Below are 13,815 nucleotides of genomic sequence, written 5' to 3' on the forward strand. Positions count from 1 at the left end.
GAGCCGGGCGAGCAGATTGCGCAACATGCGAGCATGATCCAGAGATTTCTTAACAAGCAAAAGAATGCTCCATGTACATGACTTGCGGCTTGGGTTACATTGTTGGCACTTTTTTCCGGCGTAGCCCAAAACGCGCTGTCGTCAAGGGCATGGCCTTTAACAGTCCGATCTGGAGTTAAAATGTCCTCACGTAAAGAGCTTGCTAATGCTATTCGTGCGCTGAGCATGGACGCAGTACAGAAAGCCAAATCCGGCCACCCAGGGGCCCCTATGGGTATGGCTGATATCGCCGAAGTCCTGTGGCGCGATTTCCTGAACCACAACCCACAGAACCCGTCATGGGCTGACCGCGACCGTTTCGTACTGTCTAACGGCCACGGCTCTATGCTGATCTATAGCCTGCTGCACCTCACCGGCTACGATCTGCCAATTGAAGAGCTGAAAAACTTCCGTCAGCTGCACTCTAAAACTCCAGGTCACCCGGAAGTGGGCTACACCGCTGGCGTAGAAACCACCACCGGCCCGCTGGGTCAGGGTATTGCTAACGCTGTGGGTATGGCGATTGCTGAGAAGACGCTGGCGGCGCAGTTCAACCGTCCTGGTCACGACATCGTTGACCACTTCACCTACGCGTTCATGGGCGACGGCTGCATGATGGAAGGCATTTCTCACGAAGTGTGCTCCCTGGCAGGTACCCTGAAGCTGGGCAAACTGGTTGCGTTCTATGACGACAACGGTATCTCCATCGACGGTCACGTTGAAGGCTGGTTCACCGACGACACCGCTAAACGTTTCGAAGCCTACGGCTGGCACGTTGTGCGTGGCGTTGATGGCCACGATGCTGACTCGATTAAACGTGCAGTAGAAGAAGCGCGCGCGGTGACGGACAAGCCGTCCCTGCTGATGTGCAAAACCATCATCGGCTTCGGTTCGCCGAACAAAGCGGGTACGCACGACTCCCACGGCGCGCCGCTGGGCGACGCGGAAATCGCACTGACCCGCGAAGCGCTGGGCTGGAAACACCCTGCATTCGAAATCCCATCTGAGATCTACGCTCAGTGGGATGCAAAAGAAGTGGGCCAGGCGAAAGAAGCGGCCTGGAACGAGAAGTTCGCTGCTTACGCGAAAGCGTTCCCGCAGGAAGCGGCTGAATTCACCCGTCGTATGAAAGGCGGCATGCCGTCTGACTTCGACGCGAAAGCGAACGAGTTCATCGCTAAGCTGCAGGCGAACCCGTCTAAAATCGCGAGCCGTAAAGCGTCTCAGAATGCGATTGAAGCGTTTGGTCCTCTGCTGCCTGAATTCCTCGGCGGCTCCGCTGACCTGGCGCCATCTAACCTGACCCTGTGGTCCGGTTCTAAGCCAATCAACGAAGACACTGCCGGTAACTACATCCATTACGGTGTACGTGAATTCGGTATGACTGCGATTGCCAACGGTATCTCTCTGCACGGTGGTTTCCTGCCGTACACCTCTACCTTCCTGATGTTCGTTGAATATGCTCGTAACGCCGTGCGTATGGCCGCGCTGATGAAACAGCGTCAGGTGATGGCCTACACCCACGACTCCATCGGTCTGGGCGAAGATGGTCCAACTCACCAGCCGGTAGAGCAGGTGGCTTCCCTGCGCGTGACCCCGAACATGAGCACATGGCGTCCGTGTGACCAGGTTGAATCCGCGGTGGCGTGGAAATACGGCGTTGAGCGTCAGGACGGCCCAACCGCGCTGATCCTCTCCCGTCAGAACCTGGCGCAGCAGGAGCGTACCCCTGAGCAGCTGGCGAACATCGCTCGCGGTGGTTACGTGCTGAAAGATAGCGCGGGCCAGCCAGAGCTGATCTTCATCGCCACCGGTTCTGAAGTTGAACTGGCTGTGGCAGCGTGGGAAAAACTGACTGCCGAAGGCGTGAAGGCGCGCGTGGTTTCCATGCCGTCTACCGACGCGTTCGACAAGCAGGATGCCGCTTACCGTGAATCCGTGCTGCCTAAAGCGGTCTCCGCTCGCGTGGCAGTGGAAGCGGGTATCGCTGACTACTGGTTCAAATACGTGGGCCTGAACGGCGCTATCGTCGGTATGACCACCTTCGGTGAGTCTGCTCCGGCAGAGCAGCTGTTCGAAGAATTCGGCTTCACCGTTGAGAACGTTGTCGCGAAAGCGAAAGAACTGCTGTAATCGTTTGTACGGTGCGGGCTGATGCCCTCACCCCAGCCCTCTCCCACCGGGAGAGGGTGCAAACACTAAAAACGGTAACCTCTCGGTTACCGTTTTGCTTTTACCTCGCCGTAAATTATTCCACCTAAAATGTGACGCAAGTCATATAGCTCGCTTATTCATCTGGACAGACATTCCTTTTATTCCCCGATTCGCTTATTCTTGCTGAAGCGTTTCAGTCGATTAAATGTTCGACAATTGACCAATCAATCGCAGTTTGTGACAGCAAGGATTCCCCTTCGGGCGTAGCTGGATTACTCTTTCAGCCACCTCAAACTCAGGGATTGCTTTGCAGGAGATCTATGACCGTACGCGTAGCGATTAATGGCTTCGGTCGCATCGGACGTAATGTGGTTCGTGCTTTGTATGAATCCGGACGTCGGGCGGAAATAACCGTGGTGGCAATCAATGAACTGGCGGATGCTACGGGCATGGCGCATTTGTTGAAATACGACACCAGCCACGGACGATTTGCCTGGGATGTGCGCCAGGAAAGAGATCAGCTCTTTGTGGGTGACGACGCTATTCGTGTGCTGCATGAGAACAGCATCTCCGGGCTACCCTGGCGTGAACTGGGTGTGGATGTGGTGCTTGACTGTACCGGTGTCTACGGCAACCGCGAACATGGCGAAGCGCATCTGGCTGCCGGCGCGAAAAAAGTCCTGTTTTCTCATCCCGGCAGTAACGACCTCGACGCGACCGTCGTGTTTGGCGTCAACCAGCATGAGCTGCAGGCCGAACACCGCATTGTTTCCAACGCCTCCTGTACCACCAACTGCATTATTCCGGTCATCAAACTGTTAGACGATGCGTATGGCATTGAATCCGGCACCGTGACCACGATTCACTCCGCCATGCACGATCAGCAGGTTATCGACGCCTACCATCCGGATTTACGACGCACTCGCGCGGCGAGCCAGTCAATCATTCCGGTGGATACGAAACTGGCGGCAGGGATCACCCGAATTTTTCCGCAGTTTAATGACCGCTTTGAAGCGATTGCCGTGCGTGTTCCAACGATTAACGTCACTGCAATCGACCTTAGCGTGACGGTGAAAAAACCGGTAAAAGCCTGTGAAGTCAACCTGTTGCTGCAAAAAGCGGCACAGGGGGCATTTCATGGTATAGTTGACTATACGGAATTACCGTTGGTCTCAGTAGATTTTAACCACGACCCGCACAGCGCCATCGTTGATGGCACGCAAACGAGGGTTAGTGGTGCACACCTTATCAAGACGCTGGTCTGGTGTGATAACGAATGGGGCTTTGCTAACCGAATGCTCGACACCACGTTAGCAATGGCCGCTCAAGGTTTCAGGTAAGACGCATCGTGCGTCTGCAAAACTTTAAGAATCAACGAGAGGATTCACCATGTCTGTAATTAAGATGACCGATCTGGATCTGGCTGGTAAACGCGTTTTCATCCGTGCCGATCTGAACGTACCGGTTAAAGATGGCAAAGTGACCAGCGACGCGCGTATCCGTGCATCTCTGCCAACCATCGAACTGGCTCTGAAGCAGGGCGCGAAAGTGATGGTCACCTCCCACCTGGGTCGTCCAACTGAAGGCGAGTACAACGAAGAGTTCTCTCTGCTGCCAGTGGTTAATTACCTGAAAGACAAACTGTCCAACCCGGTTCGCCTGGTGAAAGATTACCTGGACGGCGTTGACGTTGCAGCCGGTGAACTGGTTGTTCTGGAAAACGTTCGCTTCAACAAAGGCGAAAAGAAAGACGACGAGACCCTGTCCAAAAAATATGCTGCACTGTGCGACGTATTCGTGATGGATGCCTTCGGTACGGCTCACCGCGCGCAGGCGTCAACCCACGGTATCGGTAAATTCGCAGACGTAGCGTGTGCCGGTCCTCTGCTGGCTGACGAACTGGAAGCGCTGGGTAAAGCACTGAAAGAACCTGCTCGTCCAATGGTGGCTATCGTTGGTGGTTCTAAAGTTTCTACCAAACTGACCGTTCTGGATTCCCTGTCTAAAATCGCTGACCAGCTGATCGTTGGCGGTGGTATCGCGAACACCTTCGTTGCCGCTCAGGGCCACAACGTGGGTAAATCCCTGTACGAAGCAGACCTGGTTGACGAAGCCAAACGCCTGCTGAGCACCTGCGATATCCCGGTTCCAACTGACGTTCGCGTCGCGACCGAGTTCTCCGAAACCGCAACCGCGACTCTGAAGTCTGTAAACGACATCAAAGATGAAGAGCAGATTCTGGACCTGGGCGACGTTTCTGCACAGAAACTGGCTGAAATCCTCAAAAACGCAAAAACTATCCTGTGGAACGGTCCGGTAGGCGTGTTCGAATTCCCGAACTTCCGCAAAGGGACTGAAATCGTTGCTAACGCTATCGCAGACAGCGAAGCGTTCTCTATCGCAGGCGGTGGTGACACCCTGGCAGCAATCGACCTGTTCGGTATCGCTGACAAGATCTCCTACATCTCCACTGGTGGCGGCGCATTCCTCGAATTCGTGGAAGGCAAAGTACTGCCAGCAGTAGCAATGCTCGAAGAGCGCGCTAAGAAGTAAGCCATTCAAGGGCAGGGAAACCTGCCCAATTTTCAGCGCGCTTTTAAGAGCTCGCACCTTTTCTAACGGCCGAAGATACAGGACTAAGCAACATGTCTAAAATTTTTGATTTCGTAAAACCTGGCGTTATCACTGGTGATGACGTACAGAAAGTGTTCCAGGTAGCTAAAGAAAACAACTTCGCTCTGCCAGCAGTTAACTGCGTGGGTACCGACTCCATCAACGCCGTACTGGAAACTGCTGCTAAAGTTAAAGCTCCAGTTATCGTTCAGTTCTCTAACGGCGGCGCTGCGTTCATCGCAGGTAAAGGCGTGAAAACTGACATTCCTCAGGGTGCTGCAATCCTGGGCGCTATCTCTGGTGCGCACCACGTTCACCAGATGGCTGAGCACTACGGTGTTCCAGTTATCCTGCACACTGACCACTGCGCGAAGAAACTGCTGCCGTGGATCGACGGTCTGCTGGACGCGGGTGAAAAACACTTCGCGGCAACCGGTAAGCCACTGTTCTCTTCTCACATGATCGACCTGTCTGAAGAGTCACTGCACGAAAACATCGAAATCTGCTCTAAGTACCTGGCGCGCATGGCCAAAATGGACATGACCCTGGAAATCGAACTGGGTTGCACCGGTGGTGAAGAAGACGGCGTGGACAACAGCCACATGGACGCTTCTGCACTGTACACCCAGCCAGAAGACGTTGATTACGCTTACACCGAGCTGAGCAAAATCAGCCCACGCTTCACCATTGCAGCGTCCTTCGGTAACGTACACGGCGTTTACAAACCAGGCAACGTGGTTCTGACCCCAACCATCCTGCGTGATTCTCAGGAATACGTTTCCAAGAAACACAACCTGCCGCACAACAGCCTGAACTTCGTCTTCCACGGCGGTTCCGGTTCTTCTGCTCAGGAAATCAAAGACTCCGTAAGCTACGGCGTAGTGAAAATGAACATCGATACCGACACCCAGTGGGCAACATGGGACGGTATCCTGCAGTACTACAAAGCGAACGAAGCTTACCTGCAGGGCCAGCTGGGCAACCCGAAAGGCGAAGACCAGCCGAACAAGAAATACTACGATCCACGCGTATGGCTGCGCGCTGCCCAGACGTCCATGGTGACCCGTCTGGAGCAGGCTTTCAAAGAACTGAACGCGATCGACGTTCTGTAATTTGAGCTGCTAACAGCATCAGAAGGCCCGCAAATGCGGGCCTTTTTTTATGCTTTTTCAATACCCTGCCGGACCGGTTTTTGTGATCTGTTTGGCAATACTTGCGCTTTTTGTTTACCCTTTACGGACCTGCCTGTCTCCATGGGGGATGGATTTTGTGTTTTGGTTTAACAAAAGGAAGAATAAATGGAACAACTCGATGTTGTAGACAGCATCAATAACGCCGGTAACTGGCTGGTGCGTAACCAGGCGCTGCTGCTGAGCTATGCCGTGAACATCGTCGCGGCGATTGCCATCATCATCGTCGGGATGATCGTGGCGCGTATCGTATCGAACGCGGTTAACCGCGTCATGCTGGCCCGTCACATTGACGCCACGGTGGCTGACTTCCTCTCCGCACTGGTGCGCTACGGCATTATCGCCTTTACGCTGATTGCGGCGCTGGGCCGCGTGGGCGTGCAGACCGCCTCCGTCATTGCCGTTCTCGGTGCCGCCGGTCTGGCCATTGGTCTGGCGCTGCAGGGCTCGCTTTCAAACCTGGCGGCAGGCGTTTTGCTGGTCACCTTCCGTCCGTTCCGCTCCGGCGAATACGTTGACCTTGGCGGCATTGCCGGGACCGTGCTGCAGGTGCAGATTTTCTCAACGACCATGCGTACCGTCGATGGCCGCATCGTGGTCGTGCCGAACGGGAAAATCATCGCGGGCAACATCATTAACTTCTCCCGTGAGCCGGTGCGTCGTAATGAGCTGATTATCAGCGTGGCGTACGACTCCGATATCGATCAGGTGAAGTCGCTGATTAGCAACATCATTGCTTCAGACGATCGCATTCTGAAAGACAAAGAGCAGACGGTTCGCCTGAATGAACTGGGCGCGTCCTCCATTAACTTCGTGGTGCGTATCTGGAGCAAGAGCAGCGATCTGCAAAACGTGTACTGGGACGTGCTGGAACGCATTAAGCGCGACTTCGACGCCAACGGCATCAGCTTCCCGTACCCGCAGATGGACGTAAACGTCAAAAAAGTTAAGGAAGCAGAATAACGTCACCCGTAGGCCCGGTAAGCGCTAGCGCCACCGGGCTTTATTTTTATAAGCCCCGCTAATCCCCAATTAAAATTATCCATTTCCTCTAATGTGATTCGCGCAGTATAGTCGGCTTCCAGAACAACACTGCGAGAAAATCGTCATGCTATCTTATTATTTTCAAGGGCTTGCATTAGGCGCGGCCATGATCCTTCCGCTCGGCCCGCAAAATGCATTCGTGATGAACCAGGGCATCCGCCGCCAGTATCATCTGATGATTGCCCTGCTGTGCGCGGTAAGCGATTTACTGCTGATCTGTGCCGGGATTTTTGGCGGCAGTGCATTGCTGATGCAGTCTCCCTGGCTGCTGGCGCTGGTCACCTGGGGCGGCGTGGCGTTTCTGCTCTGGTATGGTTTTGGTGCCCTGAAAACGGCGATGAGCAGCAACCTCGAACTGGCGAGCGCGGAGGTCATGAAGCAGGGCCGCTGGAAGATTATCGTCACCATGCTGGCGGTCACCTGGCTTAATCCGCATGTTTATCTGGACACCTTTGTGGTGCTGGGCAGCCTGGGCGGTCAACTGGACGTAGAGCCGAAACGCTGGTTTGCGCTCGGTACAGTCAGCGCCTCGTTCCTCTGGTTCTTCGGTCTCGCCATTCTGGCGGCATGGCTGGCACCCCGTCTGCGTACGGCCAAAGCCCAGCGCATCATTAATACCCTGGTGGGGCTGGTGATGTGGTTTATTGCCTTTCAGCTGGCAAAAGAGGGGATTCACCACGTTCAGGAATTGTTCAACTAATCCTTGTCTTATGGACAACTGAACAAGACCCGCTAAGCTTGCTGGCATGCGCCCTGTTAATGGGCACTCTTCGCAACATGGAGGAATAACAGTGAAGTTTAAGGTGATGGCCCTGGCGGCATTAGTAAGTTTTGGTGCGGTGTCGGCGCAGGCAAGTGAACTGCCGGATGGCCCGCACATCGTCACTTCTGGCACCGCAAGCGTGGACGCGGTACCCGATGTTGCAACCCTGGCAATTGAAGTCAATGTGGCTGCGAAAGATGCGGCATCTGCCAAGAAGCAGGCTGACGATCGTGTTGCGCAATACCTTTCTTTCCTCGAGCAGAACGGTGTCGGCAAAAAAGATATCAACTCCGCGAACCTGCGTACTCAACCCGATTACGACTATCAGAATGGTAAAAGCATCCTGAAAGGCTACCGCGCCGTGCGTACCGTTGAAGTGACCGTGCGTCAGCTGGATAAGCTTAACTCGCTGCTGGACGGTGCGTTGAAGGCGGGTCTGAACGAAATTCGTTCCGTGTCGCTGGGCGTTGCGCAACCGGAGAAATACAAAGACGAAGCGCGTAAAGCGGCGATTGATGATGCCATTCACCAGGCGGAACAGTTGGCTTCTGGCTTTAAGAGCAAGCTCGGCCCGGTTTACAGCGTGCGTTACCACGTCTCTAACTACCAGCCAAGCCCGATGGTACGGATGATGAAGGCTGATGCAGCCCCGGTGTCCGCTCAGGAAACTTACGAGCAGCCAACTATTCAGTTCGACGATCAGGTGGATGTGGTCTTCCAGCTGGAACCCGTTGCAGCACAGCCGAAACCGGCTCAGTAATCTGTAGGCCGGGTAAGGCGAAGCCGCCACCCGGCTTATTTTTTAATCCTGTCTCAACACCTTGTGCCCGTACGCCAGCAGCGCGTCAGTGACGTTGCGCATCATCCGGCTTTCCGGCGCAAAACGGTGCCAGTAGAGCATCCGACGCTGATACAGCCCCGGCGTTAAGTCAATCAGCTCACCGCTTTTCAATTCTTTCTCAATCTGCAGATGCGGGATCATGCAGCAGGTGGTGCCCTGACGCGCAAGCTGCACGAAGGCTTCAGACGAGTTAACGATATGGCACGGCACGCTGCCCGGCGGCAGATCGAAGTTTTGCTGCAGGAACGCCTGATGCATATCGTCCAAATGGTCGAACGCCACGGCAGGGGCTTTCAGCAGCGCCGCGCGGGTGACGCCGTTCGGGAAGTAGCGCTCGGCAAAGGCTTTTGAACCCACAAACAGGTAATCCAGTGCGCCTAACTGATCGACAAGGCAACTCGGCAACGCCTGAGGCTGGATACTGACTGCCCCAACTACCTCACCGCGACGCAGGCGCTCCTGGGTACGGGTTTCATCTTCAACCTGTAAATTCAGGCGGATAGGGGAGTCAGCTAATACCGGCGCCAGGGCCGGCAGCAGCCAGGTCGCCAGACTGTCGGCGTTGACCGCCAGAGAGAGCAGCAGCGGCGTAGAGCCCGTTTGTTCGTCACCCAGCCACTCGTCTTCCAGCAGTTCAACCTGGCGCAGCAGGGCGAGGAGCTTTTGTCCCTGCTCGGTTGGCCGTGGCGGCACGGTACGCACCAGCAGCGGCTGACCGAACATATTTTCAAGCTGTTTGATACGCTGTGATACGGCGGACTGCGTGATGCAAAGCTTTTGCGCCGCGCGCTCAAAACCTCGTTCACGAATAACTGCATCAAGTGCCTGTAGTGTTCTGTAGTCCGGACGTTTCATTGCTCTGGCTGGCTCCTTAATTTTGCTTATTCTGCACTATGACACAATTTTCCCTTTGTGGCAGACGAATTCCATTCGACGTGTTCTATAATGCGCCCTGAGTTTTCACACCACAGGCAAAACGATCATGACGCAGGATGAACTGAAAAAAGCAGTAGGATGGGCCGCTCTCCAGTACGTACAGCCGGGTACCATTGTCGGTGTCGGTACGGGATCAACCGCGGCACACTTTATCGATGCGCTGGGCACGATGAAGGGGCAGATCGAGGGCGCGGTTTCCAGCTCTGATGCTTCCACGGAAAAGCTGAAAAGCCTCGGCATTACCGTTTTCGATCTCAACGAAGTGGATCGTCTGGGGATTTACGTTGATGGTGCGGATGAAATCAACGGCCACATGCAGATGATCAAAGGCGGCGGCGCGGCGCTGACGCGCGAAAAAATCATCGCCTCCGTTGCGGACAAGTTTATCTGCATCGCAGACGCCTCCAAGCAGGTCGACATTCTGGGCAATTTCCCGCTGCCGGTCGAAGTGATCCCAATGGCCCGCAGCGCGGTTGCCCGTCAGCTGGTGAAGCTGGGCGGTCGTCCGGAATATCGTCAGGGCGTAGTCACCGACAACGGTAACGTGATCCTCGACGTTCACGGTCTGGAAATTCTCGACGCGATTGCGCTGGAAAATGCCATCAACGCTATCCCAGGCGTAGTGACCGTAGGGCTATTCGCCAATCGTGGCGCGGATGTGGCACTGATCGGCACCGCTGACGGCGTGAAAACCATCGTAAAATGATCTGACGGGGGGAGTCCTCCCCCCGCTAAAAAATTTTTGAAAAGCTAAATTCGGTGACTTGTGTCACGTTTTTGAGCCTCTTTTGCCGATCCTGCCGCGTTTGTAAATTTCCATAGCATTTTCCTCTGACATTTTGCTCTGTATGACTTTTCTTCAGAGTGCCGACGCAAACGTTCATATTGCTGCAATAGTTTTTTTTGATATGTTGGCTACAGCGGATTCATATCCAGCACAACATCAGTTCAGACAAAAACAGGGTCGGGTAAATGGCAAAGGTATCACTGGAGAAAGACAAGATTAAATTCCTGCTGGTCGAGGGCGTGCATCAAAAAGCAATCGATAGCCTTCGTGCGGCAGGTTACACCAACATCGAATTTCACAAAGGGGCGCTCGATACCGAAGAGCTGAAAGCGTCCATCCGTGATGCCCACTTCATTGGCCTGCGATCCCGTACTCACCTGACTGAAGACGTTATTGCTGCGGCGGAAAAGCTGGTGGCTATCGGCTGCTTCTGCATCGGTACCAACCAGGTTGACCTGAATGCTGCCGCCAGACGCGGTATTCCCGTCTTCAACGCCCCGTTCTCCAACACCCGTTCCGTGGCGGAGCTGGTGATTGGCGAACTGCTGCTGCTGCTGCGCGGCATTCCTGAAGCGAACGCCAAGGCGCACCGCGGCGTGTGGAACAAGCTGGCGTCTGGCTCCTATGAAGCGCGTGGTAAAAAGCTGGGGATTATCGGCTACGGCCACATCGGTACGCAGCTCGGTATTCTGGCTGAATCCCTGGGCATGCACGTGTTTTTCTACGATATCGAAAGCAAGCTGCCGCTGGGTAACGCCACCCAGGTTCAACACCTCTCTGATCTGCTGAACATGAGCGACGTGGTGAGCCTCCACGTGCCGGAAAATGCGTCCACCAAAAACATGATGGGCGCGGAAGAGCTGGCGCTGATGAAGCCGGGCTCACTGCTGATTAACGCCGCGCGCGGCACGGTTGTCGATATCCCGGCACTGGCTGATGCGCTGAAGCGTAAGCATCTGGCGGGCGCGGCCATCGACGTGTTCCCGACGGAGCCAGCCACCAACAGCGATCCGTTTACCTCTCCGCTGTGCGAGTTCGACAACGTGATCCTGACGCCACACATCGGCGGTTCGACCCAGGAAGCGCAGGAGAATATCGGTCTGGAAGTGGCGGGTAAGCTGAGCAAATACTCCGACAATGGTTCTACGCTCTCTGCCGTGAACTTCCCGGAAGTGTCTCTGCCGCTGCACGGTGGTCGTCGTCTGCTGCACATCCACGAAAACCGTCCGGGCGTGCTGACCGCCATCAACCAGATCTTTGCCGAGCAGGGCGTCAACATCGCCGCGCAGTATCTGCAAACGAACTCGCAGATGGGTTACGTGGTCATTGATATCGAAGCGGATGACGATGTTGCCGAGAAAGCATTGCTGAGCATGAAGTCTATTGCGGGGACGATTCGCGCGCGTCTGCTGTACTGATGGTGCGAGGTAAATGCAAAACGGTAACGATAGTTACCGTTTTTTATGTTTTCACCCTCTCCCTGTGGGAGAGGGCTGGGGTGAGGGCATCAGGCTGCCTGTTTCACCACTCCCACAACTTCGATGGCGTCACTACCGCCGGCAACGGCACATCCCACTTCTCTACCGGCAACGCCTCCACGCCCTGACAATCATGCGCGTAACCCACCGGCTGCACCCCGTACTGCTGCCAGTTTTGCAGCGTCCTGTCATAAAAACCGCCGCCCATCCCTAAACGCTGGCCCTGTTCATCAAACGCCACCAGCGGCGTAATCAGCACATCCAGCTGTGACAGCGGCAGCACGTCGCGCACGTCGAGTTTCGGCTCGGTGATTTTCAGGCGATTCACCACCAGCTCGCTGTGCGGGTGGTAGTGCAGAAACAGCAGATTACCGTCGCTAAACGGGTGCAGCACCGGCAGGTAGACTTTCTTCCCGGCGCGCCAGAGCTGCTCTATCAGCGGTTGGGTATCCAGCTCTCCATCAAATGACAGAAACAGCGCAACGGTGTGCGCCATTACGACAGGGGGATACGCCATCATACGGGCGGCGGCCTGCTGGGCAAAATGCGCTTGCTGATCGGGGGTTAACGCACGGCGGCGCTGACGAATGAGCTGACGGATATCCTGGCGTGAAGCAGAAACTTCAGGGAATTGAGTCATGGTAGTCGGTAGAAGAAAAGAGAGGGAATCTCCGAGATGCCGCCGCAGGCTGTAACCCTTGAACCCTTGGTTCAAGGTGAATGTGTCGTCATAGTTTTAAGGCTTCTCGGACGGACCGAGCATGCTCACCAACCATGGAGCGCCACATTCTTGTGGTATGAAATATCGGCTCAGGGGACTGGCCCGCTTGCGAACATCTCAGAGAAATTTTGTCTTCACAGTTACTCTACCATAGTCAACTGAGAAGTGTTATTCAAACTTTGGTCCCGGTCTTTCGGGATTGCGACCTTGATCAAGCAATGCCTGTTCTATGGTCTGCTGGAGCATTTTAATGCGCTGCTCCATGCTTGCCGCGTAGTCGCGGGTCTTCGCTTTTTCCTGAGTCAGTTCATAGCTGATGTTCAACGCGGCGATGAAAACCAGCTGCTCAGTATTTGTGACTCTAGTGCGTTCTTTTAGATCTTGCAACCGCTGATTCAAATCGTCCGCTGCCTGATTCAAAGCATCCCTTTGTTCAGGCGGACAATTCACTCGCAGTGAACGGCCAAAAATCTGGAGATCGACGGGTTGTGCAGACATGCCACCTTCCTGCTGATTGACTGCGCTGCCTTCGCTTACTGCCCCGGGGGCTGCGAAGGGGCGACACTATAGCTACCCTGATGTGAAGATACAAGCCCTTTTCTGGTATCACCAGGGTCCAAAGTGGTAGCATATCATGAAACTTCCCCCCTTTGACGACGAATGCTCATGTCTATACAGAACGAAATGCCTGGTTACAAGGATTTAAACCAGTTACTGAACCAGCAGGGAGTCGGTTTAACCCCTGCCGAAATGCACGGTCTGATCAGTGGCATGCTGTGCGGCGGAAACAGCGACAGCTCATGGCAGCCGCTGATCCACGACCTCACGAATGAAGGGCTGGCGTTTGGTCACGAGCTGGCGGAAGCGCTGCGTAAAATGCATGCCGCCATCAGTGATTCGCTGGAAGACGATGGCTTCCTTTTTCAGCTTTATCTGCCTGAAGGCGACGACGTCAGCGTGTTCGATCGCGCCGATGCGCTGGCCGGCTGGGTAAACCACTATCTGCTGGGGCTGGGCGTGACGCAGCCTAAACTGGATAAAGTCACCGGCGAAGCGGGTGAAGCGATCGACGACCTGCGTAACATCGCCCAGCTTGGCTACGATGAAGACGAAGACCAGGAAGAGCTGGAAATGTCGCTTGAAGAGATTATCGAGTACGTGCGCGTGGCGGCACTGCTGTGCCACGACAACTTCACGCGCTCACAGCCGACTGCGCCGGAAGTCCGCAAGCCAACCTTACATTAAGAAA

Annotated in this window: 13 protein-coding genes and 1 other RNA gene; 10 read left to right on the top strand and 4 right to left on the bottom strand. The window is 54.9% G+C overall.

The annotated features are described in order from the left end of the window. Positions 1-180 precede the first annotated feature (180 nt). The 7 genes from tkt to AC0TNG_RS05850 all read left to right on the top strand — a co-directional run bounded on the left by tkt (position 181) and on the right by AC0TNG_RS05850 (position 8,563). Entirely contained in the window at positions 181-2,172 is a 1,992-nt protein-coding gene (tkt, locus tag AC0TNG_RS05820) for a transketolase (protein WP_473713193.1), read from the top strand. Between the two features lie 341 nt (positions 2,173-2,513). Then, complete coding sequence (epd, locus tag AC0TNG_RS05825; RefSeq protein WP_023333324.1) at positions 2,514-3,533, top strand: erythrose-4-phosphate dehydrogenase; 1,020 nt, start codon at positions 2,514-2,516, stop codon at positions 3,531-3,533. Positions 3,534-3,582: 49 nt separating this feature from the next. Continuing rightward, positions 3,583-4,746, top strand: coding sequence for a phosphoglycerate kinase (gene pgk / locus AC0TNG_RS05830; protein WP_024906565.1), 1,164 nt, complete (start codon positions 3,583-3,585; stop codon positions 4,744-4,746). Between the two features lie 92 nt (positions 4,747-4,838). Then, the gene (gene fbaA / locus AC0TNG_RS05835) at positions 4,839-5,918 is read left to right on the top strand and encodes a class II fructose-bisphosphate aldolase (protein WP_008499731.1); all 1,080 of its coding nucleotides are present in this window, start codon (positions 4,839-4,841) and stop codon (positions 5,916-5,918) included. Between the two features lie 186 nt (positions 5,919-6,104). After that, the gene (mscS, locus tag AC0TNG_RS05840; RefSeq protein WP_024906566.1) at positions 6,105-6,959 is read left to right on the top strand and encodes a small-conductance mechanosensitive channel MscS; all 855 of its coding nucleotides are present in this window, start codon (positions 6,105-6,107) and stop codon (positions 6,957-6,959) included. A 145-nt stretch (positions 6,960-7,104) separates the two neighbouring features. Continuing rightward, positions 7,105-7,740 carry an arginine exporter ArgO gene (gene argO / locus AC0TNG_RS05845; protein WP_021242063.1) on the top strand — a complete coding sequence of 212 codons (636 nt, stop codon included), beginning with the start codon at positions 7,105-7,107 and terminating at the stop codon, positions 7,738-7,740. Between the two features lie 91 nt (positions 7,741-7,831). Then, positions 7,832-8,563 (top strand): oxidative stress defense protein, encoded by a 732-nt coding sequence (locus AC0TNG_RS05850; protein WP_024906567.1) that lies wholly within the window; start codon positions 7,832-7,834, stop codon positions 8,561-8,563. A gap of 42 nt (positions 8,564-8,605) precedes the next feature. Here AC0TNG_RS05850 and argP read toward each other — a convergent pair whose 3' ends face one another. After that, positions 8,606-9,499: a DNA-binding transcriptional regulator ArgP gene (gene argP, locus AC0TNG_RS05855; RefSeq protein ID WP_008499727.1), complete on the bottom strand. Its 894-nt coding sequence runs from the start codon at positions 9,497-9,499 to the stop codon at positions 8,606-8,608. Between the two features lie 127 nt (positions 9,500-9,626). On the opposite strand from argP, the gene rpiA reads away from it, so the two are divergent. Both rpiA and serA read left to right on the top strand, forming a co-directional pair. Continuing rightward, positions 9,627-10,286 (top strand): ribose-5-phosphate isomerase RpiA, encoded by a 660-nt coding sequence (gene rpiA, locus AC0TNG_RS05860; RefSeq protein ID WP_014885151.1) that lies wholly within the window; start codon positions 9,627-9,629, stop codon positions 10,284-10,286. 266 nt (positions 10,287-10,552) lie between these two features. Then, positions 10,553-11,785, top strand: a complete 1,233-nt coding sequence (gene serA / locus AC0TNG_RS05865; protein ID WP_024906569.1) for a phosphoglycerate dehydrogenase — start codon at positions 10,553-10,555, stop codon at positions 11,783-11,785. Positions 11,786-11,888: 103 nt separating this feature from the next. On the opposite strand, the gene AC0TNG_RS05870 is transcribed toward serA, so the two are convergent. The 3 genes from AC0TNG_RS05870 to zapA all read right to left on the bottom strand — a co-directional run bounded on the left by AC0TNG_RS05870 (position 11,889) and on the right by zapA (position 13,064). Further along, the gene (locus tag AC0TNG_RS05870; RefSeq protein WP_061714502.1) at positions 11,889-12,485 is read right to left on the bottom strand and encodes a 5-formyltetrahydrofolate cyclo-ligase; all 597 of its coding nucleotides are present in this window, start codon (positions 12,483-12,485) and stop codon (positions 11,889-11,891) included. Between the two features lie 24 nt (positions 12,486-12,509). After that, positions 12,510-12,693: non-coding RNA, 6S RNA (ssrS, locus tag AC0TNG_RS05875), on the bottom strand. A gap of 41 nt (positions 12,694-12,734) precedes the next feature. Next, on the bottom strand, positions 12,735-13,064 hold the full coding sequence (zapA, locus tag AC0TNG_RS05880; RefSeq protein WP_006811891.1) for a cell division protein ZapA: 330 nt from the start codon (positions 13,062-13,064) through the stop codon (positions 12,735-12,737). Positions 13,065-13,232: 168 nt separating this feature from the next. Here zapA and AC0TNG_RS05885 point away from each other — a divergent pair, with 168 nt between their 5' ends. Continuing rightward, a complete protein-coding gene (locus AC0TNG_RS05885; RefSeq protein WP_024906571.1) occupies positions 13,233-13,811 on the top strand; it encodes a YecA/YgfB family protein in 579 nt (192 codons plus the stop codon). The last annotated feature ends 4 nt before the right edge of the window (positions 13,812-13,815 follow it).

Source organism: Enterobacter sp. PL_is514, from assembly GCF_055816715.1.